This is a genomic window from Myxococcus hansupus (assembly GCF_000280925.3).
In the GTDB taxonomy this organism is placed as follows: domain Bacteria; phylum Myxococcota; class Myxococcia; order Myxococcales; family Myxococcaceae; genus Myxococcus; species Myxococcus hansupus.
The window spans coordinates 3,510,790-3,536,541 of sequence record NZ_CP012109.1; the positions used below are offsets into that span (position 1 = coordinate 3,510,790).

General features: G+C 67.8%; 14 protein-coding genes and 4 pseudogenes. 7 read left to right on the forward strand and 11 right to left on the reverse strand.

What is annotated here, in order from left to right; all coding sequences use genetic code 11:
• The first annotated feature begins 18 nt into the window (after positions 1–18).
• Both A176_RS41025 and clpX read left to right on the forward strand, forming a co-directional pair.
• Positions 19–674: pseudogene (locus A176_RS41025) on the forward strand (hypothetical protein).
• A gap of 222 nt (positions 675–896) precedes the next feature.
• Positions 897–2,174, forward strand: coding sequence for an ATP-dependent Clp protease ATP-binding subunit ClpX (gene clpX, locus A176_RS13690; RefSeq protein WP_002636512.1), 1,278 nt, complete (start codon positions 897–899; stop codon positions 2,172–2,174).
• 66 nt (positions 2,175–2,240) lie between these two features.
• Here clpX and A176_RS13695 read toward each other — a convergent pair whose 3' ends face one another.
• Positions 2,241–6,731 carry a trifunctional serine/threonine-protein kinase/ATP-binding protein/sensor histidine kinase gene (locus A176_RS13695; RefSeq protein ID WP_226994306.1) on the reverse strand — a complete coding sequence of 1,497 codons (4,491 nt, stop codon included), beginning with the start codon at positions 6,729–6,731 and terminating at the stop codon, positions 2,241–2,243.
• Positions 6,732–6,826: 95 nt separating this feature from the next.
• Positions 6,827–7,534: pseudogene (locus A176_RS39915) on the reverse strand (serine/threonine protein kinase); the annotation flags it as partial.
• A 149-nt stretch (positions 7,535–7,683) separates the two neighbouring features.
• Between A176_RS39915 and crtI the strand changes: the two are divergent.
• The 3 genes from crtI (at position 7,684) to A176_RS13710 (ending at position 10,857) form a co-directional block, all read left to right on the forward strand.
• Positions 7,684–9,201 carry a phytoene desaturase family protein gene (gene crtI, locus A176_RS13700; RefSeq protein ID WP_226994307.1) on the forward strand — a complete coding sequence of 506 codons (1,518 nt, stop codon included), beginning with the start codon at positions 7,684–7,686 and terminating at the stop codon, positions 9,199–9,201.
• Between the two features lie 544 nt (positions 9,202–9,745).
• On the forward strand, positions 9,746–10,348 hold the full coding sequence (locus A176_RS13705; protein WP_002636507.1) for a hypothetical protein: 603 nt from the start codon (positions 9,746–9,748) through the stop codon (positions 10,346–10,348).
• A gap of 20 nt (positions 10,349–10,368) precedes the next feature.
• On the forward strand, positions 10,369–10,857 hold the full coding sequence (locus A176_RS13710; RefSeq protein WP_044889142.1) for a hypothetical protein: 489 nt from the start codon (positions 10,369–10,371) through the stop codon (positions 10,855–10,857).
• 24 nt (positions 10,858–10,881) lie between these two features.
• Here A176_RS13710 and A176_RS13715 read toward each other — a convergent pair whose 3' ends face one another.
• The 8 genes and pseudogenes from A176_RS13715 to A176_RS13745 all read right to left on the reverse strand — a co-directional run bounded on the left by A176_RS13715 (position 10,882) and on the right by A176_RS13745 (position 21,603).
• Positions 10,882–12,147, reverse strand: a complete 1,266-nt coding sequence (locus A176_RS13715) for a lanthionine synthetase LanC family protein (RefSeq protein ID WP_002636505.1) — start codon at positions 12,145–12,147, stop codon at positions 10,882–10,884.
• Between the two features lies 1 nt (position 12,148).
• Complete coding sequence (locus A176_RS13720; protein ID WP_158513087.1) at positions 12,149–15,190, reverse strand: type 2 lanthipeptide synthetase LanM family protein; 3,042 nt, start codon at positions 15,188–15,190, stop codon at positions 12,149–12,151.
• Between the two features lie 345 nt (positions 15,191–15,535).
• Entirely contained in the window at positions 15,536–15,724 is a 189-nt protein-coding gene (locus tag A176_RS13725) for a hypothetical protein (RefSeq protein ID WP_002636503.1), read from the reverse strand.
• A 412-nt stretch (positions 15,725–16,136) separates the two neighbouring features.
• Positions 16,137–16,560: pseudogene (locus A176_RS41200) on the reverse strand (ATP-binding cassette domain-containing protein); the annotation flags it as partial.
• Positions 16,561–16,794: 234 nt separating this feature from the next.
• A pseudogene (locus A176_RS41205) lies at positions 16,795–18,129 on the reverse strand (cysteine peptidase family C39 domain-containing protein); the annotation flags it as partial.
• Positions 18,119–19,063: an efflux RND transporter periplasmic adaptor subunit gene (locus A176_RS13735; RefSeq protein ID WP_002636501.1), complete on the reverse strand. Its 945-nt coding sequence runs from the start codon at positions 19,061–19,063 to the stop codon at positions 18,119–18,121. The pseudogene A176_RS41205 and the gene A176_RS13735, both read right to left, overlap by 11 nt.
• A 37-nt stretch (positions 19,064–19,100) precedes the next feature.
• Positions 19,101–20,057, reverse strand: a complete 957-nt coding sequence (locus A176_RS13740) for an efflux RND transporter periplasmic adaptor subunit (RefSeq protein ID WP_082282738.1) — start codon at positions 20,055–20,057, stop codon at positions 19,101–19,103.
• A gap of 10 nt (positions 20,058–20,067) precedes the next feature.
• Positions 20,068–21,603 (reverse strand): M61 family metallopeptidase, encoded by a 1,536-nt coding sequence (locus A176_RS13745; protein ID WP_002636499.1) that lies wholly within the window; start codon positions 21,601–21,603, stop codon positions 20,068–20,070.
• Positions 21,604–21,968: 365 nt separating this feature from the next.
• Between A176_RS13745 and A176_RS13750 the strand changes: the two genes are divergently transcribed.
• Both A176_RS13750 and A176_RS13755 read left to right on the forward strand, forming a co-directional pair.
• The gene (locus A176_RS13750) at positions 21,969–22,961 is read left to right on the forward strand and encodes a hypothetical protein (protein WP_002636498.1); all 993 of its coding nucleotides are present in this window, start codon (positions 21,969–21,971) and stop codon (positions 22,959–22,961) included.
• On the forward strand, positions 22,958–23,353 hold the full coding sequence (locus tag A176_RS13755) for a hypothetical protein (protein ID WP_002636497.1): 396 nt from the start codon (positions 22,958–22,960) through the stop codon (positions 23,351–23,353). Before A176_RS13750 ends, A176_RS13755 begins: the two co-directional genes overlap by 4 nt.
• Before the next feature lie 55 nt (positions 23,354–23,408).
• On the opposite strand, the gene A176_RS13760 is transcribed toward A176_RS13755, so the two are convergent.
• Complete coding sequence (locus tag A176_RS13760) at positions 23,409–25,559, reverse strand: carotenoid oxygenase family protein (protein ID WP_002636496.1); 2,151 nt, start codon at positions 25,557–25,559, stop codon at positions 23,409–23,411.
• Between the last annotated feature and the right edge of the window lie 193 nt (positions 25,560–25,752).

Sequence of the window (25,752 nt, forward strand, 5' to 3'; positions counted from 1 at the left end):
CTTGCCGGCACCCCGGCCATGCCCGATACCGTGGGCATGTCCGCCGCATCTGTTGCCGAGACCGATATCGCCAAGAAGGCGCTGAGCGTTCCCCCGGGGACCTTCCGTCACACCGTGCTGACGGCCGCCATGCGCTTCAAGTCCACCTGGGCCGAGCTGGGGAAGTTGCTCGTCCAGGTCCGTGACGGAGCCAAGTTCGAGGAGTGGGGCTACCCCTCCTTCGAGACCTATTGCCTCAAGGAACTGCACATCAAGAAGCAGACCGCCTTGAAGCTCACGCGTTCCTTCAGCTTCCTCACCAAGCACGAGCCCGAAGAGGAGCTCTCCGCCCAGGAGTTCCCCAGCGCGCGCCCGCCTTCGAAGTCATTGAAGTGCTGGCGGACGCCGAGGAGCGGGGGCAGCTTTCGCCCACGGAGTACAAGTCCCTGCGCGACAGCATCTGGAGCCCGGAGAAGAGCCCGACCGAACTGAAGAAGGAGTTCGCCGAGCGCTTCCCCCGTCCCCCGCCGGAGCCGCCGCCGGAGAGCGCCCAGGTGCGCAAGCTGGCGCAGATGGCCCGCAAGCTCGCCAGTGAGCTGTCGGGGAGTCGTCGGATTCCGAACGCAGTCGCCGAGCGGGCAGCCGCCCTGGCCGAAGACCTCGAGGACATCGCCTCGGGCGTGACGGACGCCTGAGTCGCTGTTACTGAACGCTGACCCGGGGTCGGGGCTGTACGCTCGGCAACGGGCCTGTACCGCCGGGCTTCCTGCCCGAAGGGGAGGGCCCTATAGTGGTTCAGGGTCCCAGGTAGGTGGGCCTGACGGCTGTTCGAGACGTGGGCAGGCCGTGCGGGTAGGGGAGCGGTGGACGGCGTAGGAGGCTCCGGGTTTCCGGAGCCGGCGAACTCGGAGGCGGCAGTGAAGAAGGAGCACCACGTCAACCTGTCTTGTTCGTTCTGCGGCAAGTCGCAGCGCGAGGTCCGCAAGCTCATCGCGGGCCCGACGGTCTACATCTGCGACGAATGCATCAAGCTGTGTAACGACATCATCGCGGACGAGAACGAGCGCGAGGAGGGCAAGCCCCAGGTCAGCTTGCCGACGCCCTTGGAAATCAAGGCGTTCCTCGACGACTACGTGATCGGACAGGACCAGGCGAAGAAGGTCCTCGCGGTGGCGGTGTACAACCACTACAAGCGCATCTATCAAAAGAAGCCGACCTCTCGGCCGCGTCCGGGCGTGAAGAGCCCCACCGGCGAGGAAGTGGAGCTGAGCAAGAGCAACATCCTGCTCATCGGTCCCACGGGAAGTGGCAAGACGCTGCTGGCGCAGTCGCTGGCGCGTTTCCTCAACGTGCCCTTCACCATCGCCGACGCCACCAGCCTCACCGAGGCCGGCTACGTGGGCGAGGACGTGGAGAACATCATCCAGAACCTCCTCCACAACGCCGACTACGACGTGGAGAAGGCCTCGCGCGGCATCGTCTACATCGACGAGATCGACAAGATCGCCCGCAAGGGTGACATGCCCAGCGCCACCCGCGACGTGGGCGGCGAGGGCGTGCAGCAGGCCCTGCTGAAGATCATCGAAGGCACCCGGGCCAACGTCACGCCGCGCGGCGGGAAGAAGTACAACCAGCAGGAGTACGTCCAGGTCGACACGACGAACATCCTGTTCATCTGCGGCGGTGCCTTCCACGGCATCGACGGCGTCATCAAGCGCCGCGTGGGTGAGAAGGGCCTCGGCTTCGGCGCGAAGATCACCCACCGCGAGGAGCGCAGCGTGGGCGAGCTGCTGGCGCTGACCGAGCCGGAAGACCTCATGCGCTTCGGCATGATTCCGGAGTTCATCGGCCGCCTGCCGATGATCGCCACGCTCAATGACCTGAAGGAAGAGGACCTGGTCATCATCCTCTCGCAGCCGAAGAACGCGCTGGTGAAGCAGTACCAGAAGCTCTTCGAGATGGAGAAGGTGAAGCTCACCTTCACCAAGGAAGCGCTGCGCGCCATCGCCCGCGAGGCGATGCGCCGTCACTCCGGAGCGCGCGGCCTGCGCGCCATCCTGGAGGACGCGATGCTGGAGATCATGTACGACGTGCCGTTCCGCGAGGGCGTCAAGGAGTGCAAGATCACCGAGCAGGTCATCACCAAGCACGAGGCGCCCCAGCTCGTCATGGAGAAGGAGAAGAAGACGGCCTAGCGGCGTCTCGCTTCTCCAGGTGACTCGAGGCCCTGCTTCCCCCACGGGAGGCGGGGCCTTCGCTTTTCAGGGGGCGGGCAGGGTGATGATGAACTCGGCCCCGGCGTCGGCGGGGCTCTCCACGCGGATGTCGCCCTGATGCTCCTGGACGATGTCGTGGCACAGCGACAGGCCCAGGCCGGTGCCCACGCCGGCGGGCTTGGTGGTGAAGAACGGGTGGAACAGCTTCTCGCGGATGGCCTCGGGGATGCCCGGGCCGTTGTCGCGGACGCGCAGCTCCACCTTGTTCCCCACGCGCCGGGTGCTCAGGTGGACGCGGGGCGTGAAGCCCGCGCTGGCCTGCTGCTGGTGCTGCGCCGTGGCGTAGAAGGCGTTGTCGAGGATGTTGGTGAGCATCCGGCTGATGTCGCTGGCCACCAGCTCCACGAAGCCCACGTTGGGGTCCAGCGACGTCTCCGTCTTCACGGTGGCGCCGCCGGGGCGGCTGCGCAGGCCCTGGACCGCCAGATTCATGCTGTCGCGCACCAGCAGGTTGAGGTCCGCCTTGGAGCGGGTGCCCTCCGACTTGCGCGAGTGCCGGAGCATCGTCTTGATGATGTCCGACGCCCGCTTGCCGTGGCTGTGGATGCGCTGCGCGTTCTGCTTCAAGTCCTGGAGCGTCTCCAGCACGTCCTCTCGCGTCTCGCTGTCGAGCTGCTCCACCTTGCCGTGCAGCGTCTGCTCCAGCTCCCCCGCGAGCCGGGAGGACAGGTCCGAGAAGTTGTTCACGAAGTTGAGCGGGTTCTGCAGCTCGTGGGCGATGCCGGCGGTGAGCGCACCCAGTGATGCGAGCTTCTCCTGGGCGACGAGCTGGCGCTGTGTGTCCCGGAGCTGGGTGAGCGTCGTCGCCAGCTCGGCGTTCTTGTGCTGAATTTCAGCCGTGCGCTCCTCCACGCGGCGCTCCAGCGTCCGGCTGTACTCCTCCAGGCTGGCGTAGAGGCCGGCGTTCTCCAGGGAGATGGCGGCCTGGAACGAGAGCATGCGCAGCACCTCGAGCCGCTCGCGGGTGAAGGCGCCGCGCGTGGCGTCGTTCTCCAGGTACAGCACGCCGGTGAGCGCGCCCTGCTTCAAGAGCGGACTGCACAGCAGCGACTTGGGCTGCGCGCTGCGCACGTAGGGGTCCTCGGAGAACGGCTCCTCCGCCGCCGCGTCGTGGAGGAGCACCGTCTCTCCGGTGCGCACCACGTAATGGAGGATGGAGACGGGCAGGGCCGAGGAAGACTCCATGGGCACCGGCGCTTCCAACACCACGCCGTCGCTGTCCACCGAGCCCTCCGCGGCGATGACCAGCCCCTCGGGCCGTTTCAACAGCAGCACGCCGCGCCGCGCGCCCGCGTTCTCGATGACCAGGGTCATCAGCTTGCGCAGCAGCTTCTCGAGGACGATTTCTCCCGACAGCGCCCGCGCCGTCTTGATGACGGACTCCAGGTCCAGCGCGGCCAGGGGCGTGCCCGCGGGCTCGTCCGTGCGGACGGGCTCGGGCGTGGTGGGCAACAGGCGCGGATGCTCCCGCTCCAGCCGGGCCGCGACGGCGCGAGCGCCCCAGCGCAGGTACGCGGCGCGCGCCTCCTCCAGATAGGTGCGCGCCACCCGTTCGTGGGCCTGGGCCAGATGGAAGCGCGCCGCGGCTTCACAGGCCACGCCTTCGTCGAGCGACAGGCCGTGCTGGCGAGCCAACCGGATGGCGCGGTCATAGGCGTCCGCCGCCGCGTCCTCGTTCCCGTCCAGGCGGGCCCGTTCGGCGTCCAGCAGCTCCGCCCGAGCGCCGTAGTTCATGGGGGCGATGCGAGCCCAACCCCGCATCGACTTGCGGATGGCGTCGATGGCGCGCGACGAGCGGAGGCGGTCCAGGGGCCCCAGCGTGGGATGGATGGCGATGAGCGCCAGACCTTGGAAGAACTTGTACCAGGGCAGGTAGATCTGCCCGGCGATGAGCTCCACCTGCGCGTCCACGGCCTCGGCGCTCGCCAGGGTTCCGCGCGCGTCACCCCACAGCCAGCGCCGCAGGGTGCGAATCACGTCACAGGTGGCGATGCCGTTGCGGTAGTCGAGCTGGCGATAGGGCGCGATCAGCTCCTCTTCACGGGCCTCCACGTCCCCCGTGAAGGTCCCCGTGAGCGCGTCGAGCGAGTGGCGCATGTACTCGACGAAGCGCACGTTCTTGTGCCGGTGGTTGGCCAGCGTGTCCCGGTACCGGTCCATGCGTGGCCCGCCCTCCGCCAGGCCGTCCCTCGCGATAAGGGCGGTGGCGCAGCCGGCGCTCGACGCGTAGCCGAGGTACTCGATGTCGCCCGTCTCCTGTCCCTTCTGCGCGGCGAAGTAGAAGTCGTCGATGCAGCCCGACAGCGGCTCCTTCCAGTGGCGGATGAAGAGGTTGAAGACGAAGGTCACCATCGCCCGCAGGCTCTCCGCCTGGAAGCGGTCCAGCGTCTTCAGCGCCAGCCGGCCGTAACGGAAACCCTCTTCGGGATTGCCCAGGTGGACGCTGAGCATCAGCCCATAACCCACGTACCCGAACGCCGCGACGCCAGTGGCGCCATGGCGGATGGTGAGCTGGAGGACGCGGAGCACCACCAGCGGGAACAGCAGCGGGCGGGCCATGAAGGCCAGCGAGGACAGCTTTACCATCAACCGCAGTGTGGCGAGCAGCAGCGGGTCGGTGCACTCGGGGAGGGCCGCGAGGTCCTCGGGCTTGCGCAGGCCCAGGCGGAGCTTCGTCTTCGCCACCGCGGCCAGCACGTGCGGCTGCTTGGGGTTCGAGGGCAGGGGTTGCCCCAGCTTGCGCAACACCTCCAGGCCCAGGTCCACGCCGCGCGAGTGCTCGCCCCGGTGCGCGAGGCATTGGAGCCGGACTTCCTGGACGCGCAGCTCCTCCACGCCGTCCACGGCGCGGGCCAGCGCGGACGCGGCGAGCCGCTCCATCAGGTCGAAGTCCGCGGCGAGGTAGGCCGCCTCCGCCGCGTCGACGTGGAGGTCGAACGTGAGGCGCCGGTCCTTCTTCCACCCGTCCTCACCTAGCAGCGACAGGCCCGTGCTCAAGAGCCGCAGGGCGCCGGACCAGGCGCCTCGCGACTTGGCGCTGCGGCCGGCACGCAGGTCCAGCTCCGCCACGCGGTGGCGCTCCTCCGCGTCGTGGAGCACGGGCAACGCGAGATGGAAGTGGCCGACCAGCTCCGCGAGTCCCTCGTCCAGGCGCGCGGGGGGCGTGTGCCGCAGCAGCAGCCGGCCGATGCGCGCGTGGATTTCGGGATGGACGTCCGCGGGCGTCAGCTCCATGGCGGCCTGCTGCACGCGGTCATGGGTGAACTGATAGGTGCCGCCCGCCTCCGGGTCGGGTTCGTCGATGGGCGCCACGAGGCCGGCCTCGAGCACCTCATTGAGTCCGTACGCGGCCTCGTCGAGCGGGCGCTCCAGCACGATGGCCAGGCTGCGCAGGTCGAAGGTGTGGCCCAGTGCGGCTGCCATGGGGAGCAGGGACTGCGCGGACGAGCTCAGCTCCCGGATGCGCGAGGTGAGCAGCGCCACCACGCCGTCGCTGAAGTCCTGGCCGCGCAGCGCGCTGGCGTCCCAGCGGAAGCCGCCGCCGTCCGCGTCGAAGCGGACCAGCCCGCGCTCGTAGAACGTGCGCAGCAGTTGCACGGCGTGGAAGGGATTGCCCTCCGTGAGCGAGAGCACCAACGTGTCGAGCTGCGCGTCGTGCTGGCCCTCGGCGGGCGGGAACACATCCGCGACCAGCCGGGTCATGTGCTCGGGCGACAAGGGCTCCAGGTCGATGCGGTCGACCGGGGTGTCATGCTCTTGCAGCGCCCGGGCGAGCGCCTCCACCGGATGGTCCGGGCTCAGCTCCTCGGAGCGGCAGCCCGCGACCACGAGCAGGTGTTCGATGTCGCGGTCGGTCAGCAGCAGCCGCAGGAGCTGGAGGCTGGCGCTGTCCGCCCAGTGGAGGTCGTCCAGCACCACGACGAGCGGGTGCTCCTTCGTGGCGAGCGCGGCCACCAGCTTGCGCAGCACGAGCTGGAAGCGGAGCTCCGATTCCGCGGGCCCCAGCTCCGGCACGGGCGGTTGGTCTCCGAGGACCAGGGCCATGCGCGGCACCGCGTCCACCACCAGCCGGCCCATGCCGCCCACCGCTTCGAGGAGACGGTGGCGCCACGCCTCCAGGTCCTGCTCCTGCTCCCCGAGGAGTCCGCGGGCCACTTCGCGGAAGGCCTCGAAGATGCCGCTGTAAGGGGAGTCCCGGAGGAGCTGATCGTACTTGCCCCTCGCGAAGTGGCCGTGGCGTTCGGCGACGGGGCGCTTGAGGGTCCCCGTGAGGGCGGACTTGCCCATCCCCGCGGAGCCGGAGACGAGGACGAAGCCGGAGCGGCCCAACGCGGCGCGTTCGAAGGCGCCGCGCAACGTGGCCTGCTGGGACTCGCGGCCGTAGAGCTTCTCGGGACGGCGAAGCGCTCGGGGACGTCCTTGGTGCCCAGCTCGAAGGCGGGAACGGGGCCGGGGCCCTCCAGGGCGTTCAGGCACCGCTGGAGGTCCGCCACGAGCCCGTAGGCACTCTGGTAGCGGTCCTCGGGGGACTTGGCGAGCAGCTTGAGCGCGATGTCGGACAGCGGCTGGGGGAGGCCGGGTTCGACGGACGTGGGAGGAGGCGGCGGCAGCGCGACGTGGGCGTGGATGAGGCCCAGCGCATCCGTGTCCGCGAAGGGGCGGCGCCCGGTGAGCAGCTCATAGAGCACCACGCCCATCGAATAGAAGTCGCCGCGCGAGTCGACGCTGCGATGGGTGCGGCCCGTGCCTTCGGGGGAGAGGTATTCGAGGGTGCCCTCCAGCCGTTCGGGGGCGAGCGGTGCGACCTCGGTACGGTGTCTCCGGGTGGCGAGGGTGAAGCTGGTCAGCTTCACGGATTCGCCATCCGCGCCCACGAGCACGCTGCTGGGGTTCAGGTCCCGGTGGAGGATGCCCTGCTCGTGGATGGCGCCGAGGGCGCGCGCGAGCGACAGCGCGATGCGGCATGCGGCGCGGGGCTCCATCCGTCCCTGCGACAGGCGGTGGGCCAGCGTCGTGTCACTGAAGCCCTCGAGGACGAGCACGGGGGCGCCGTCGGAGGCTTGAACCCAGGCGAGCGTCTGCAACACGCCGTCGAGCCGCAGGGCATTCGTCAGCTCCCACTCGTGGCGGAGGCGGGTGGTGACGGAGAGGGGCCGGGAGGCGTCGGGGACCTTGAGGATGACCGGCGCGCCGTCCTCCTCTCGGGAGGCGCGCAGCAACTGGAAGGCGCCCGCGTGGGTGAGCTCTCTGCCGATACGGTAGCCGGGTACTTCCATCATCGCTTCCACCCGTGTGCGAGGCGCGCACTCCCCGTTGAGGCGCAGGAGGGTAGCCGTGGCACACGGGCCTCGCAACACAGGGCCCGCCGCGAAAGCCCGGTTGGCGGGAGTGGAGCGCGCCTCCCGGGTGTGCGATGGATCGTGGCACCGTGCTGAGACCCTCGGACGTGACTGGCTTGGATGCACGAAGTGGCGCCAGTCGCGCGCTCGTCATTGGCAGTGGTTTCGGCGGACTGGCGGCGGCCATCCGGCTGGCGGCGCGAGGCTGGCGCGTTACGGTGTTGGAGCGCCGGGACGGACCGGGCGGGCGGGCGAACGCCTTCCAGCAGGACGGCTTCACCTTCGACGCCGGGCCCACGGTGATTACGTGCCCACATCTGCTGGAGGAGCTGTGGGCCCTGGCGGGGCAGCGGCTCGCGGACCATGTGGACCTCCGGCCCGTGGTCCCGCTGTACCGGATGCGGTTCTCGGATGGCTCGACGTTCGACTACCACTCGGACCGGGAGTCGATGCGCGAGTCCGTGCGCCGGCTGTCGCCTCGGGATGAGGCCGGCTTCCTGTCACTGTGTGCCCGCGTGGAGCGGATGTACGAGGCGGGGATTGGCCCGCTGATGAGCAGGCCGGTGCCGGATGCGCTGAGCCTCGCGTCCTTCACGCCCGCGCTGGTGCGGGACGAAGCGTTCCGGTCCATGTTCGGGCTGGTGTCGAAGCACATCCGGGACGAACGCCTTCAGCAGGCGCTGAGCTTCCATCCGCTGTTGATTGGCGGCAGCCCCTTCGCGGCGGCGAGCGCGGTGTACACGTCCATCCAATTCGTGGAGCGCCGCTGGGGCGCGTTCTTCCCGGTAGGCGGCACCGGTGCGCTGGTGCGCGCGATGGTGACGCTGCTGGAGGTGCTGGGCGGCGAGGTCCGCTACGGCAGCGAGGTGACGGAGATCACCTTGGAGGGACGGAAGGCGACGGGGGTGCGACTGGGGGACGGCTCGGGGCTGACAGCGGACGCCGTGGTGTCGAACGCGGACGCGGCGTGGACGTACCGGTATCTGTTGCCGGGGCACGTGCGGAGGCACTGGACGGACGAGCGCATCAACCGGGCGCGGTACTCCATGAGCGCGTTCCTCTGGTACTTCGGCACGCGGCGTCAGTACCCGGAGGTCGCGCACCACACGCTGCTGTTCGGCAAGGACTTCCGAGGCATGTTCTCGGGGCTCGAGGGGGCAGGGCAGCCGCTCGCGGATCCACTGCTGTACCTGCACCGGCCGACGGCGACGGACGCGGCGCTGGCTCCGCTGGGACACGATGCGTTCTATGTGCTTGCACCGGTGCCGCATCTGGGGACGGGCTCGGAATGGAAGCAGCGCGCCGAGTCTTTCCGGCGCGCACTGGAGGAGCGGTTGTCCCGGACCGTGCTGCCCGGTTTGAGCGCGGAGTTGGTGACGTCACGGATGGTGACGCCGGAGTACTTCCGCGACGAGCTGCGGTCCTTCCGAGGCTCCGCGTTCAGCTTCGCGCCGACGTTGATGCAGACGACGTTCCTTCGGGCACAGGCACGGAGCGAGGACGTGGACCGCCTCTACATGGTGGGGGCGGGGACGCACCCTGGCGCCGGTCTGCCCGCGGTGCTGTGCTCCGCGAAGATCGTGGACACGGTGATTCCTCGCGCGTAGCGCTGTTCAAAAATACGCGCGGAATGAATGGCACAAGGCGTTGTGCTTTTATTCGTAGGTTCATGCTAATCCTTGCTGCGCCGTGCCCAGCGAAAGGATTGTCATGCGCAAGGGAATCCAGAAGTGGGTATTCGTCGTGGGAATTGCCGTCGGAGGCGTGTTGGGAACCATCCGCCCGAGCGAGGCCCAGGCCAGTAGCGATCGGTGTCCAGACATGTGTGCCGATGACAGTTGTACCTGCGTCTATCGGTGTTTCGGATTGGGCGCGCGTTGCATCTGTGAGGATGTTCCAACGTGCTTCTGAGTCGACGTGCACGCAGTGCGCAGTGAAGCACCCTGATTTCATTCGGGCGGGCCTCCCTGGTTGGGCGGCCCGTTCTTCATGGCGCGGTCACTCCCGGAGCCGGGGTGTGCCTCGACATCACTGTGAGCGCGGCATTCGTTCCCATGAAGGGGCGGGACGCCAGGCGTCCGAAGGTCGGCCGGCGGGCAGCTCGGTGCGGTGATGAGACCGCGCGCGGCTCCGGCCGGGTATTCTCCCGGCATGAGCACGAAGCGCCTCTCTGGACTCTGCCTCCTGCTGACGGCCTGCGCGACCACGCCGCGCGAGCCCACCTCTGTCGCGGAGGCGTACGCCCGTGCGCTCGAGGAGGGCCGCGTCGGGGATGCGTTCGCGCTGACCGTCGGTGGCCCCGAGGAGGAATCGGCGTTCCTGGAGCGCTACTCGGATGCTGAGGCCCGGACCGCGCGTGCGGCGGATGTTCGCGCGGGAGCCTCCGCGCTCGAGGCGCGAGCGCCGTCGCTCACGGTGGCGCAGAGTCCCCAGGGGTGGCGCGTGGTCGAGGCCCGGCCCGCGGACGTGCCGCGTGCCGCGCTCCGGCTCTTTATCGACCGGGTGGAGGCGCGCGACTGGAAGTCGGCTTGGAGCCAGCTCGCGGGCACTCTACGGGCACGCTACACGCCGGAGCGGCTGAAGGAGGACTTCGAGCGCGAGCCGCTGGCGAAGGAGCGCCTCCGCCGCGCACGGCTCGCGCTCAACACCCACGTGCGTGTCGGCGCTGGCGAAGCCGTGTTTCCCCTGGGCGACGACCGCGCTGTCCGCCTGGTGCTCGAGGATGGTGAGTATCGAATCGCGGCGATCGAGTGACACGAGACGGGGCAGGACACATGTTGAACTTCGACGATCCAAAGTGGAAAGAACTCAGCGGCGGTTACCGGATTCCGTACGACGCCTCCGTGGCCTTGCGCGAGTTGGAGGCGGGAGAAGACGCCTGGGATGAGCTCTGGCAGGAGTTGCACCATCAAGGCGACGTGGGCGAGGCCTCCTATGCGGCCGTTCCTCACCTCGTGCGAATCGCCAGTGCAGCGCCCCAGATAGACAAGAACCTCTTCAGCCTGGTCGCCACCATTGAAATCGAGCGTCACCGGGGCTTGAACCCGCCGCTCCCCGACTGGTGTCAGGCGGCGTACGCGAAGGCCTGGGCCGAGCTGATCGAATTGGCGTTGAGGGACATCCGGCACGCGACCGAGCCATTCGACGTTCAGTCCTTGCTCGGCGTCATCGCTCTCGCCAGAGGGCAGCGGAACCTGGGGGAGTTGCTTGCGTTGACGGAACCCTCTGAACTGGAGGACCTCTTCGCTCGGTTCCGCGAGTAGCGTGGCTCGGGCAGCGGCGCGCCCTCATTCCAACGCCAGGATACTTGGGAGCGCCTCGGGCGCCGCGAGGCGGAGCAGCGTGTAGCCCACGCCGCTGATTCCAGGAAAGAATCGCGGGTCGAGGGCCCCCTGGAACTTCGATGCGAAGACGAAGCCCCGGCGGCCCTCGGCGCGGTCGAGGGCTTCGCTGGCGAGCTGATGTGCCGCTGCTTGCGTTCCTGGGTCGCTCAGGCGGGCCCCCGCGAAGAGCAGCGCGTCGACGCGGCCGAAGTTCCCACAGCAGACGTCGTCAACGAGGCTCAGCTCGGCGCTGGCCGTTCGCGCAATCGCGAGTGGAAGTTCCGCCCGGACCTCGGCGGTATCGAACACCGTCAATCCACCACAGCGTGCGATGAGCAGGCCGGGAGCCCCCTTGCACCAACTGTTGAGGAAGCGCGGCTCCTCTGCGTGAAGGTAGCTCCAGTCCCGCCGCGCGGCATCGAACAGGCGGCGTTCATTCTCCATGGCTTCGACCGCGGCCGTGAGGAACGCTGGTGTGCCGGTACTCGCATGGAGGCGCAGCAGGGCGTACTCGATGCCCGCCGTACCGTGGCAGAAGCCTCCCATGGGAGAAGCACCCGCGTGCGCCCACGCCCGAAAGCCCTCGGCCACGTCAACGCGGCGGTCAAGAAGCCGCTGGCCACACAGAATGGCGAGCTCCAAGGGCGTGCGTCCCTGCGCGTTGGCACTGGGGCGCCGCTCATGGAGGGCCAGGAGGGCGAGCAGTGTCCCCGCGCAGCCGAGCATGACGTCCAGCGCTTCGTCGTTGGCGATCCGCTCCGCCGTGACGAGGCCTGAAATCTGGTGCGCGGTCTCGTGGAACGAGGGTTCGTCGAGCAAATCCCCGGCGCGGACCAACCCGTAAATCATCGAGCCCAGCCCGGACAGTCCTCCGAGGTCGAGCTGAACACGCGCAGCCCTCTCGGTATCGGTCACGAGCTGCTCCACCTCGCGTTGCAGGGGGCGCAGGGTTTCTCGACTGAGTTCGCCATACGCGGCGTCCCCGGTCACCCGCGCGAGGCCCGCGAGGAACAGGGCCACCCCGAGCGAGCCCGCGAACATCGTCGTCGGAAGGGGCGTCCATACGAGCTGGCCGGCCCGCTCGGCGGGCCCTCGCCAATAGACGGACCCGTCCTTGGCCCGGGCCGCCATCTTGAGGAGCGCCTGACCCAGGGTTTCGGCCGTCTCGCGGAAGTCCTCGGGCGGCCGGCAACCGCGCTGCTGCCGATGTGCGGCTTCGTCGGGCGACATGTCAGGGCACCACGGATGCCGTTGAACCCGAGCCCGCGGACGCTGTTGCCACGGGAGGATCCAGCGTCAGGACGGAGGGCACCTGGTCGGGCGCGGCAAGCCGCAACAGGCCCAGTCCAATCCCTGCCAATCCGTCCATCAACCCCGGGGTCTCGACCTTCAGCGGAACGCCTCCCTGGAACCCCTGTTCCTGGATGCTGGCGATGACCATGTTCGTCGTGCGCTGAAGCGTGGGACGCCACCGCTCCGGGTCGAGCTCGCGGCTGGCTGCCGCGAGCAGCTCGAGCACGGACAAGTCGCCATGGCACAGGCAGTGGTTGAGCCGCAGCCCATCATGGACGGCGGTGTGGAGCGCGGCCTGGGTGTCCTCGCGCAGCACCGGCGACTCGATGTGCCGCATCATGCGAAGGCGGGCCAGCCCGATGCCCACGGCGCCGTGGCACCAGGTCGACATGAACTGAGGGGGCTCCGGCAAGTGCTCGGGCCGCAGATCAATCCAGTTCCGCCGCGCCGGCACGTAGTGGTCGTTCTCGAAGGCGACCGCTTGCAGCGCCATGTCGCGATATCGCGCGTCTCGCGTGGCGCCATGGAGCTCGGCGAGGGCCCAGGCCATCCCCGCCGCGCCATGGGAGAAGCCGGTGAGTGCCCTGGTGGGGGACGCCGCGATCAACCATGCCTTTCCCTTGCCGATATCCCGCGCGGTCTCGAGCAGGCGGTCTCCGGCCTTTCGTGCCAGCTCCAACGCCTGGGGCTCGCCGCTCGCTCGATGGAGCCCCAGGAGCGGGGCAATGGCGCCCGTCGAGCCGCGAAGCAGATCCAGCTCCTTGTCCTGCGTCACCATGGCGCCGATGGCCGGCAGCAGGCCCACGGCGGCACGCATCAGCTCCGAGTCGTTCCACAGCGTCGCCAGATGCGTCCACGCGTAAAGGATGCCCGTCCAGCCGTCGTAGCCACCGAGATACTGCACCATGCGTGGGCGGCGCTCGAGCTGCCTGCGCAGCGTGTGCATGGCCCCGCGCGCCAGCTCCGTGAACTCCGGGCGGTCTGTCACCGCTCCAAGGTACCCCAGGAAAAGCGCGACGCCGGGCAGCCCGCTGTACAGGTCGTATTCGAGGGGGCGCAGCCACCATCCCTTGGTACTGGTCCAGGCCAGGCCAATCCAGGAGACCCCATGGGGACCGTGACGAGCGCTTCGCACGAGCCGCTCGCCCACGCGAAGCGCGGCGTCGAGAACCTGCTCACGCGTCACGTCCATCACGTTCCGGGGCATCGGATACTGTTGCGTCTGTTGTTCGAGCCCCGAAGCCAGGGCCGTCAACGACGCGCGCACGAACCAGAGCTGGTGTTGGAGGTCCTCGTCACCCAGCGCACCCAGCCGGGCCTGGACCGTCTCGAAACCCGAGCGCGAGAAGAAGTCCGGCACCGCGCGTCCCAGGCTCGAGACGAGCTCCCGAGATTCAAATTGGTTCCGGAAGACAGGGATGTCGCCGTGCCAGAGCTCCTCGACCTCGTGGGGAATGAGCCGGAGCGACTGCTCCGCGAACTTGCTCCGCTGGATGCCGAACCACATCCGGTCTTGATGGGCATCCCGATCCAGCGCGTCCCGGAGCAGGTCCGGGTGGGCGCTGTCGCGGAGGATGAACGCGTAGAACTGACTCGCCCTGAGGATGGTGCGGACCTCGGTGCCTCGCATCCTCAGCAGGGGGGAGCCTTCCGTCAGGAGGTCCTGCCGGGAGTCGAGGAGGAGCTTGTACATCCCGACGAAGCCCTCCTCGAGGTCCTGCGCGAACTGAAGCGGGTTGATGTCGTCGCCGTTGATGGACGGCCGGTTGGTGGCGGCGGGCATCTCGTGCCGCTGGTACACGAGGTGCATTTCATCCGTGCCCCAGTTCTTCCAGGTCGCGGTCGGATGAACAGACGTCTGGCTCGCATCCCCGCCGATGCCACTCATGTCCGTGAACTGGCGTTCGAGCCCCTCGTGAAAGAACGGGAGCAACATCACCCGCATCACCGAATTGTCGATCTCATACTCCGCCGTCGAGTCGTACGTGTCCGGTGTGGAGTGTCCGTAGTCCGCGCCACACAGCGACTCCAGGTCGACGAGAACGGGATGCTCACCCGCGGCGATCAGGTTCTCGCGATGGATGTCGTTCCCGTTGAGCGCATAGAGCAACGCCAGGAAGCTGCCCTGACGCTGATAGAACCGGGCCACTTCGTCGCGCGTCGTGCAAGGCCTGGCGGCGACGAACTCCGCCCAACCATGATGCTGCCGCTGGATGACCCGGACCGCTCGGAGCTGAGGCGCCCCGCGGGCGTTCAACCACTCGAGGAGTTCTCCGAAGCGGGCATCAATGCCCATGGCCCTCGGCTTGTAGACGACGCGGAACCCCGACTCGAAGCGAAGGACCCTGACCGTGCGGCCGCGTTCATGGGAGTCACCCAGGCCGCTGGTGACCTCCACCAGCCGGCCAGGAGCCTGCTGGGGAGAGAACGCTTCACGAATCGCTGGGAAGTCCGCGGCCAATCGCCCCAGGAACTCCAAGGAGGTCTCTTCCCAGAAGTCGAGCTGCTGGATGACGAGGCGTGCGAGGACGGGGTAGTCGCACAGCAGCTCGAGCGCGCGCTTGGGCTGCGAGAGTCCGGCGACGAAGCGAGAGAAGCGCTCCTGGGGGGTGGCACCCTCGAGCGGCGCTTGCGACCGCGCGCGGTGCATCTCGAGAACCACCGTTCGGTCCAGGAGCCGGTCTACCTGGGCGCCCAGATGGGCGGTCACGAACCGGATGGCGCCGTCCGCGTCGAACGGGGCCTGGGGATGCGCTCGGGTGAGGGCTTCTGCTCCTTGCCGAACGCGGGCGACGGATGCGCGGATCAGGGGAGATACGATGGGGGCGAAGGTCCCCCCGAAGGCGTCTTTGAGCGGCTCCGCACCCGAGCGCGCATACGCCTCGGCGAGCCGGCTGAGCCAGTCGGGCGGGGTGGGGCACCGCGACTTCAGGGACTCCGCCGGCTCCGCGAGCAATGACAGGAGCGTCGCCTCGTCCATGCCCGCGTGCGTCAACCTGCGCGTCCACCAATCATTGTCCTGGAATGGAATCCGCCCGCGCCATCGGGTCAGACGCGCTCGGGCCGCCTCGATGCGTGTCTGGGATGGCGCCTCCGCTGATGTGTGAGCAGGCCGGGGCAGTGCGAGGCGTTCAGCCAGGTTCAGCGCCAGGTACCAGCGTGCGTCGTCAAGGATGGGCGAGAGGGAGGCCCAAGACTCAGCGGATACGTCCATGGAAGATGACAAGCAGAAGGCTCCCAGGTGGATGAAACGACTCTGGCGACGCGGGTGAAAGTCGACCCGCAATCGCCAGAGTTTGAATCACATCTTTCGCAATGCGTCAGCTCAGCAGGAGCAGGCGCAGCCGTTGTGGGCCGTATCCGAGGTGGCCGGACAGAGGCAGCTCGTCTGGGTCGAGGTCGTGGTGGCCAGCATCGTGCTGCCACCCTCGAGACCGCCCGTCACCGTCTCCAGCTCTTCATCGGCAAGGACAGACGAACCCACGAGGCTGGTCAGATCGAACTTGGTGCTCATTGGGGGTGACTCCTGAGTAACGACGAAGACGTGAGTGTCTTCTGTCGTAAATAGAAGCCTATCTTTACGAAAGGTTTACTTTCAACCGGTGCAAGCTGATTTTCTTGAAAGCGCTGGCGCTGTAAACGTTTAGCTTTGCGGGGATTGGGTGCTGCGTGTGTGCGTTGTGTATTGGGTCGAAGTCAACCCAGACGCGAAACGCCATGGTCTGGTTCGACCTGGGCTTGCACCAGCGCGAAATAGGTGCCGTTGCGTGAGAGCAGTTCCTGGTGGCTGCCCGTCTCCACGACGCGCCCGCCCTCCATGACGAGAATGACATCCGCCGTGCGAATCGTACTGAGCCGATGCGCGATGACGACGCGGGTGCAAGAGAGCGTTCCGAGCGCGCGCTGTACCTGGACCTCGGTGACGGCATCGAGCGCGCTCGTGGCCTCATCCAGAAGCAGCACGCTGGGGTTGCGTGCGAGTGCGCGTGCCAGTGCGAGTCGTTGCCGCTGGCCGCCCGACAAGGAGAGCCCGCGGTCCACCATGGGCGTGGCGTACTGCAGCGGCATGGCCATGATGTCATCGTGAATCTGCGCGAGCGTGGCCGCCTCTTTCACCTGGTCGAGGCTCATCTCGGGGTCATTGAGGGAGATGTTGTCCCGGATGGACGCGCCGAAGAAGGCGGGCTCCTGGAGCACGCAACCCATCTGTCCACGCACCGCGCGAAGGTCCAGATCGGAGAGGTCCATCTCGTCGTAACGCACCCTGCCCGAGGTGGGGAGGTAGAGGCCGAGGAGGAGATTGGCCAGCGTGGATTTGCCGGCGCCGGAACGCCCGACGATCGCCACCATCTGCCCGGGGTGGATGCGGACCGAGACGTCATGGACGACCGGCGCCGAGTTGGGGTGGTACCGGAACGAGACGCCCTCCAGCGTGATGCCTCCCTTGAGTTGGGCCTGGGTGCTCGCGGTGCTCGGCGTGCGTTCAGGGGGAGCGTCGAGCACGTCGTTGATGCGCTCGAGGTAGCTGCCGAGCAACTGGAATTGACCGACCGTTCCCACCAGGTTGGAGAGTGGAACCAGCAGTGCGCCCGCGAGCGCGTTGATGCTCAGCATCTCTCCCAGCGTGAGGGATTTGTTCAAGACGAGGTAGGTGCCCACGCTCAGCAGGAGGAGGGGCGCCGCGAGCTGGAGTGTCTTCGTCAGCGAGTCCACCCACAGATTCAGGCGTCCGCGCTTCAACCCGATGTTGAGGATGTCGACGAAGAGGTTCGAGTAGCCCTGGACGGCGCGGTCCTCGCCACCAAAGGCTTTCAGGGTCTGCATGCCCGAAAGCATGGCGATCTGATAGGTCTGCGCCTTGGCGTCCAGCTCCAGGTTTTGAGAGAGCAGCATGCTGCGCTGCTTCCCCGAATAGATGATGACGAAGACCTGCAGCCCGCCCAGAAGCAGGACCAGCAGGCCCATCAACGGGGCGGCGATGAAGAGCAGCAGGAGGTAGAGCAGCACGAGCGCGCCATCCAGCAGGCTGGAGATGGCGGTCGCGGAGATGGTCTCCCGCACGGTCGACTGCATGCCCATTCGCATCATCAGGTCGCCAGAGGGGCGGAGCTGAAAGAATGGGTAGGCCAGGCTCACCAGGTGCTCGAGAAAGCCCAGCGTCATTCCCGCGTCGACGCGGGTGCGAAGCTCCAGCAGCAGGTGCCCTCGCAGGAGGGAGGCGAGCAGTTGGAAGACCACCAGGGTCATCAAGGCGGAGCTCAGCACGAGCAGCAGGTGCACGTCCCCGCGGGGGACGACCCGGTCCACGACCATGCCGGTGAGCATGGGAACCGCCAGCGCGAACAGTTGCAGCGCGAGCGACACCACCACGATGCGAGTCAGCGTGCCGTGCTGCCGCAGGAGCGGCATCAGGTAGCGATAGGCGCCGCGACGGGTCGAGCCCGGCTGGAAGTCTTCCCGGGGTTCGAAGACCAACGCCACGCCCGTGAAGTACTGCCGGAACTGCTCCATCGAGACCTGGCGCCGCCCGACGGCGGGGTCCACGACGTGAACGCTGTTCTTGTCCAGCCGTTCGAAGACGACGTAGTGGGAGAAGTTCCAGTGGAGGACTGACGCGGGCGGCAGGTAGGCCAGTTTGTCCACGTCAATGGAGACGCCGCGGCCCCTCAGGCCCAGCTTGGAGGCGGAGGCAATGAGGGACTTCGCGGTGGTGCCATCACGCGAGGCGCCCGTGAATTCGCGCACCTGGTCCAGGCTCATGTCGCGGCCGTGGTAGGCCAGCACCATGGCGAGGCACGCAGGACCGCAGTCCGTGAGCGTCATCTGGCGCACGTCCGGGATGCGGGCACGGCCCCCCGGTTTGAGGCGCTTGAGCGCGGGGAATCGCTGGAGGAGTCCGGGCTTGGGGTCAGCGCTCATCCAGCACGAGTCCTCTCAGGCCGGGAATCAAGGTCATCAAGATGGATTCGGATCGGACACGCGCTTCGACACGCGCGGGCATGCCGTCGAAATAGGCGAACTGCCTTCCCCCGTGGACGAACGAGGATGACGGCAGCCGCGCGCGGACCAGGACAATGGGCCCCGTGAGCTCCAGGGTGTCTGACAGGTCGGGGCCCAGGAAGCGTTTGAATTCGCCCGGGCCGATGATCTGGTCGCCCACCGAGTCGATGAGCAGCTCGTGGTAGTCGTACTGGAAGCCGTCGAGCTCCGCCCGCAGGGACATCCCAGGGTGCAGGAAGGGGCGGTAACGGCCCGGGAGGAAGGCCAGCAGGTAGGCCGGTGCCTCATCCGCCATCATGGACATGACGAGCGCGCCGGGCGTCAGGTATTGGCTGGGCTGGATGCGCACGTCGCCCACCACGCCGGTGAATGGCGCGCGAATGGAGCGCAACTCCAGCCGGGCGCTGGCGGACTCACGCTCCGCGCGAAGTGACGTCAGGGCCTGACGCGCGGCGGTGTCGGAGGGATTTCGCAGATACCGCACGAGCTGGAGGTCGAACTCCTGTTGGATCCGGGACAGCGCGGTGCGCTCCTCGTTCGCATCGAAGGTGACCAGCGCTTGTCCTTCTTCGACCCGCTGACCTGGATGAACGAGCACGGCGGAGACCACGCCCGCGCTCGGCGCCGTCAGGTCGGTGCGGCCCTCGACGCGAACCAGCGCTGGACCCGAGGCGTACTCAAACAGGGTCCCGACGATGCTGTAGAAAAGCGCCAGCACCACCAGGGCGACCAGCATCACGTAGCCCCAACGCGTCCATTCAGGAGAGAGTTCGAGCAGCTCTCCTTCGACGCGGACCGCGCGCTGGTAGTGGTCAATGGCTTCCTTTCGGAAGATGGACGGCTTGCCTTCCACGTCTTCAGACTCCTGTCTCCCGGCGGCGTTTGGGGCGCTACCGCCCGGAGGTCTTGGCGAAGGGCTTCGTCCCGGAGTCGTGGAGCGGTCCAGGCGCGACACGGACGACGCTGCCCGCAGGCGCGCTTCCGTCCTTCGGCGCGTCCTTCAGTTGGGCAATCACGAGGATCATGCGTGACGCGGCATCCACCTCGGGGGCGATCTGCGTGACGCGTCCTTCCAGCGGGTCTTGTCTCCCAGCGAGGTGGACCCAGGCGCTCGCTCCGACGGAGATCTGGCGGGCGTCTTCTTCGGGGAGGGCGAAGCGGACCTGGGGAGCGCCGGAGCTCAGGAGGAGCACGAGGGGCTCTCCCGCCTGGATTCGCCTTCCCGGGTCCACATATCGGCTGGCGACGACGCCTTCGAAGGGGGCCCGAATCGTCGCATCCGAGAGCCGCTGGCGAACCAGGGACGCGCGTGCTTCCTGCTCACGGACCCGTGCCTGCGCGGCGTCCTTCTTCGCGACGGCCAGGTCGTTTTCATAGCGGACCGTCATGAGCTCTTCTTCAGAGATGGCGCCCAGTGACAGTTGGCGAGGATCCTCCCGGCGGTGCAGGCGAGCCGCGGCGTCTTGGACTCCCAGTTCCGCGATGCGCAGGTCGGCGCGCGCGGAGAGCAGCTCGGCCTCACTGATGGCAAGCTCGCGCTCGAGCGGGCGCAAGTCCAATCGCGCGATGACGTCGCCTTGCTTCAAGGCGTCGCCCACGTGGACAGGCACCTGCATGAGCAGCCCCTCGGAGGGGGAGGAGATGTCCACGGTCTCTTGCGGCACGATGACGCCGAGATGACCTGTGGGCGACTCGGATTGCGGGCGCATGGGCACGTGTGCCCGCGTGGGTACGGATTCGACCGCCGGTTCCAACGGATTGCGAGCCTTCAGCCTCGTGACACTCACGACCACCACGGCCGATGCGAGTACGATGCCGATTGCAGCGCTCCAGGCTCTGGAAACCATGAGCGCAGAACTATAGTTTTTCCGTGTCTACCCTGGAAGCGCCCTGGCCCGGGGGTAGGGCTTGAAGCAGTCGCAGTTGCCTGGACGCTCCCCGAGGGAAGAACTTGATTTGACGCGGGCCGTCTTGGTTATCGACGGTGATTTCCAAGGGAAGGTCGGCGCGCCAGCCGTTGGCGAAGCGGTTGGAGTTCCGAAGGGACTTCAATTTCATGCCATTTCGAAGCCCAGCCCGAAATGCAGGGCCGGTGCGAAGCACGCCCTTGATGGCGCTCTCCTTGAGCGACAGCTCGAGGTCGAATCCGGGGTCGAACGCGGGAACGGCGACGTTCCGGAAAGTGAATCCCGGGCCCAGCACGCCAGGTGAGAGGGAGATGGGTTCTCCTCGCACGATGTGGCGTTCGAAGTCCGCGCGCGCATCGATTCCTTGGGCGGCCATGTGCGCGAAGAACGCGGATTCACTCAAGGTGCCGCCAGCCCCCGCCACTCGCGCTGCGAGTTCCTTGATGAGCGCCGCCAGGCCTTGGGGGTTCCCTTTCGCCTTGAGCTGGAAGTCCCACTCGAGCGCGATCAACGCGCCCCGGTAGTAGGCGAGTTTCTTGGCCGCGGCATTGAAAGCGCCTTGCTTCGCGACGGAGACGATGGCGGCGTGGGTCGCGTCGCGGTGCGGATTGTCCGCCAGGTTGATGAGGTCGCTGTTCACGAGCGCCGCGAAGTCGTTCATCGACATCAGCCCGTCCACGACCAGGAGCTGACGCGCGAGGTACTCCGTGAACCCCTCACTGAACCACTGATGGCGGAACTGGGCTTCGCTCGGGTCGAGGGCGATGTCGAGCTGGCCCGGCACCCAGGTGTGGAACATCTCATGCGCCAGGATGAGATGAAGTTCACGCGGGGAGATGTCCTTCTTGGCGAAGCAGATGAAGGCGTTGTCCACGGCCGTTCCCGCGATGACGCCGCTGCGAGGCCGCAGCACGACGTGGAAGAAGGGCGGTGGGGCTCCGCCGAACGTCTGGCGCTGCGCGGTGACGATGCGTCGAATGGCGGCGAAGATGTCGTCGACGGGGCGGTCGAACGCGCCATCGATGAACACGGAGACTGGACGCCCCTGGACCTGGAAGGGCTCGAAGCCGCCGGCGCCTCCGCCCATCGCGAAGCTGGAGAGGGCCTCGTAACTGGCCGTTGCCTCGGTCCGAGTCGCGTCCGACCCCAGCGTCGAGTAGAACCGCCAGGCCTTGGGCGCGTCTTTCAATTCAATGACGTGCGGTCTGGCTTGTCGCGGGTCGCCCATTCGCAGCAGCCATTGGCACCCGGCGACGTGGAAGTGACGCGGGCCGACATTGGGGCCGTACGCGACTCCATCCATGACTTGCGGATCGAATGACAGGACGTATGTCAGGTTCACGCGGCCATCTGGCCCCGGAGTGACGTGACGCTCGCTGGCATCCGTGCCAGCCGTGACGACGGTCCCGTGCTCTCCGGAGAGCGTCTTGACGAAGCGTTCGATGTCTGGCGTGCCGTAGCAGTCCTGGGGAAGCCCGAGGGACACCGGCCCCTCTTTGTCTGGCTTGAACCGCAGGGAGACCTTCAGGTCGGTGCGATCCTGCCCGGGGAGCGGCCTCACCTGGTAATGGAGCGGTGTCGGCACCGAGGGCTGTGTCGCTCCGAGAAGTGTGAGGGTGAGGAGGAGATTGACGCGCATGCGTGCCCGGAGGGGTGTCCAATCGCGGCAATGCTACTCACGGATGAGAGGACTTGCCACGCGGGACGGGTCGGCGACTGTGGTTTTCTGTGAGGCCAAGGCGCTGTCCTGGGTGACCTACCTCTCCAGGAGGATGTTCAAAGGAGAGGGCTCGCGAGAACCTCCGCGCCGCCCTGCACCCGCCGGGGCCCATTCGATTGAGAGGAGAGTCCATGCCACTGCCATTCATTCCCGTGGTGATTGGTGTCGCCGCCCTGCTTGGGTATGGCGGAAAGAAGAGCTACGACGGCGTCCAGGCCATGAGGGAAGCCAAGGCCATTGGTGAAGAGGCCGAAGAGCTTCATCGTGAGTGGATTGCCCGCCTGGAAGACGCGCGCTCGCTGCTCCAGCTCAAGTTGGACGCCCTGGAATCACAGCGGAAGACCGTGACGGACACCACGTTCCGGCGCCTCTTCGACTTTCTGGAGCGGCTGGAACACAAGGCCCGGCTGTCCGCGCTGGAGAGCCTCGGGGCCCTCGGCGTGACGCGCGAGGAGGTGGGCCGTTTCACCGCCCAGTATCTGGAAGCGGGCGGAGCGCTGTCGGGCGCGGTCGCGGCGAGCCTCACCGGCGCGGGGGCGAGCGCGGTGACCACCAGTCTGGTCACCACCTTCGCGACCGCGGGGACGGGGACCGCCCTGTCCGGTCTGTCGGGCGCGGCGGCGAACAGCGCGCTGCTCGCGTGGCTCGGCGGAGGCTCGCTCGCGACGGGCGGCTTCGGCGTGGCGGGGGGCGCCGTCGTCCTGGGTGGAATCGCCCTGGCCCCGGCGGCGGTCGTCGCGGGCTTCGTCATCGCCAGGGAAGGTGAGAAGGCGAAGACGAAGGCCGAGGAGTTCGCGGCCGAGGTGGAGCGGGTGGTGGCGCAGCTTCAAGCGGCCGTCGAGCTCCTGGGCCGGGCGGGCCTCCGTGTCGACGAGTTGCGGGAGGTCACCGCGGCGCTCGACCTGCGCGCCAACCGCGCCATCGATGCCCTCTGGGCACTGGACGGCACATTCGACCCGGCCAACGACGAGCACCTGCGCCAGTTCGCCACGGCGATGCAGCTCGCCAAGGCGGAGAGTGAGCTGCTCCGCGTGGCCATCTTCACGTCCGAGGGCAACATCAACGAGCAGGCGGAGGCCCTGCTGTCGCAGCAGCGCCAGTTCCTCCAGGAGTCCTTCGTATGACGGTCGCGACGCTGGCGAAGGGGCAGACGCCCGGGATTGCCGAGGTGCTGGACGGCCTGAAGACGGTGGCCGACTGCATCCGGGACATCCACAAGGAGAAGACCGAGCAGGTCCGCATCCAGATGGCGGCGCACGTCGACGTGGAGCGCATCCACGCCAACCGTGACGTCCTGCTCCACTATCTGGACCGTTCCTTCGACGAGCGGAAGGAGAACTTCCGTCAGCTCTTCGAGCGGCTCGACACCGCCATCGCCACGAACAACCCCCAGCTCACGGGGGCCCTCCTGGAGTCGGTGCTGAAGCTCGCGGACTCCTCCCCGTTCAAGGCGCTCGCCGACGTGGCCTCGACGCGTGAGGTGTTGAGCGAAAAGGGCAAGGAGTGGCAGTTCTAGCGAGCGCGACGTGTCCTGGGGCGGGGCCCATGAGGCCCCGCAATCCCAGACACGGCTACCTGCGCGGAAAGTGTGGATACACGTCCTCGGAGAGGACCTGGCGCAGCTTGGGGAAGTTCAGCGCCCACTTCACGCCCAGCCGCCACGGGGCGAACAGCACGGGCGGCACCCGGGGGAGCAGCGTCTGGGGCCACTCGAGGTAGGCCTGTTCGATGGCGTCCATGTCCAGGTCCTTCTCCACGTCCACGCAGTACGGCGCCTCGTTGCCGGGCGGCAGGCCGTCGAGGATGTCGGGAAGGACGGCGGGCAGGAACGTGGTGTGGAGCGTCATGCCCACGTCGAACTGGGGGCTGCCCAACCGGCAGATGGGGCCCTTCTCCAGGTTCTCCGAGTCGAAGATCCACACTTCGGAGCCCGTGGAGGCGGCGGGCAGGTCGGGCGTCGGGTCCGCCACCACGAGCGCCACCAGGTAGCCCTTCCAGTGTGGGACGGCGGGCATCCGCGCGCTGGGCACGAACTGCGGCGCGAAGCCGAACCAGCCGGTGGGCAGCACGTAGCCCTCGAAGCGGCCCGAATGGACGAAGAACTTGAAGAAGCTCGCCGCGCGGCCGTCGCGGATGGGCAGGCCGTCCTTGGAGCCCACCACCGGCTTGTAGAGCTGGTAGATGCGCTCCGGAATCATGTCCGCGGTGAAGCCGTCCGAGTTGAAGTACACCGCGAGCTCCGACAGTGGCACGGAGCCGTTCATCGCGTTGCCGGCCAGCCGGAGGTGGGTCTCCAGCTCGCCATTCACCAGGCCCGCGTTGGAGAACACCGTCAGGCCCCACGTGAAGTCGTCGTGCGAGTGCAGCCGGGATTCGATGCGCAGCCGCTTCATGTCGATGCGGTGCACGCCCAACGCGCTGCGGGTGACGGGCACGGCGGTGGGCATGCCCTCCTGCCAGTCCTGCACGTGGTTGCCATTGATGAGCTTCTCGCCGGCCTCCAGCGTGTGTGACAGGTCCTCGGTGGGGGAGTGCCCCGCGACGAGCGTGATGACGTCGTCCGGGTTCTCGTAGAGCGCGGCGAAGTGCAGCCCGCCGCCACCGGACGTGAAGCGGTACGCGGGGATGAAGGGCGGCTTGTCCGCGTCCAGGGTGCCCGGCGAGGGCGTGAGGTCCGCGCGCCGAATCACCCAGAACACCGCCTGCGGCGCGGAGGGCTTCGCCGTCAGCCACTCCACCGCGCGCTGCACGCGGGGCGCCCAGGGCACCGCCGCCTGCGCGGCGATCTGCCAGAAGTTGATGGGGAAATTCGAATCCAGCAGCACCACGAAGTCGCGCGTGGAGGCAATCTGATGCAGCGACGACGCCACCACCGGTTCGCCCGTGGATGCGTCCCGCAGCGCCCAGTGGTGCAGCCGGTTCTCCCGCGTGTCCCAGCTCACCAGTTGCGTGAAGCCGGAGCCCAGGGGCCACTTGGGCGCGTGGTTGGTGAAGAAGAGGCGGGGCCGCTGGCGCTGGGGCTCCTCGGTGGAGAGCGCCTGGGCGGGCTCGGGGTCGAACGCGGGGTGGGCGGTGCTCTGCAACAGCGGAAAGGCCCACGGCGTGGGGAGAGCGCGCTTCCACTCCCGCAGGTAGCCCAGCGGGGTGTACGCCTTCAGCGTCTTCGGGTGGATGGCCCAGGGACGTCCCGCGTCCGTGGTGACCAGCAGCATGCGCTCGCCCTCGACGAGGAAGGGCGCGGTGTTGGGCGTCTCCTGGGGCCCCAGCGTGATGGAGACATCCGCCAGTGTCGTCTCGCGGAAGCGGTTGAGCAGCCGCGTCACCGGGCCTCGAGCGGTGGCGCCCGCGTCCACCTCCTGGCGCGCGTAGTACGACGGCGTCCGCATGGTGGCGGAGGTGAACGTCGCGCCTTCCTCCCTGAAGGTCAGCCGCAGCACCAGCCCATCCGAGGCCAGGGCCGGCGAGCCCGAGTGCACGCTGGGACCCGCGACATAGATGTGACCTTGCAGGTCTTGCGGCAGCGTGCCGGCGAGCACCTGGAGGGGCGCGTTCGCGTACTCCACCGGGCTGGTGGTCATCGCCTTGCGCGGCATGCCGGGCCTGAGGCCCGGAGGGACCGCGAGCCCCGGGAGCGCATGGCCATCCGGTTCGGGGCGCGCGGACTGCTGCACTTCGGGGAGCACGCGTTCGGGATGAAGCGGTGTGGCGACCGTGTCAGGCATGACGCCTCCATGGGTTGGGTGAGTGCACGCCGTGTCGAACTCGAGGGCGGGGGACCGTACCACGCGTGCGGTGCCGCTCGGGCGTGTGCGGAGGGGTTGGCTGCTGTGCGAGGAAGCAGCATGCAGTACACCGGAACAAGACGGCGTGAGACACTCGCGACTTCTCGCGGACGGTGCTCCCGAGGCCCTCACC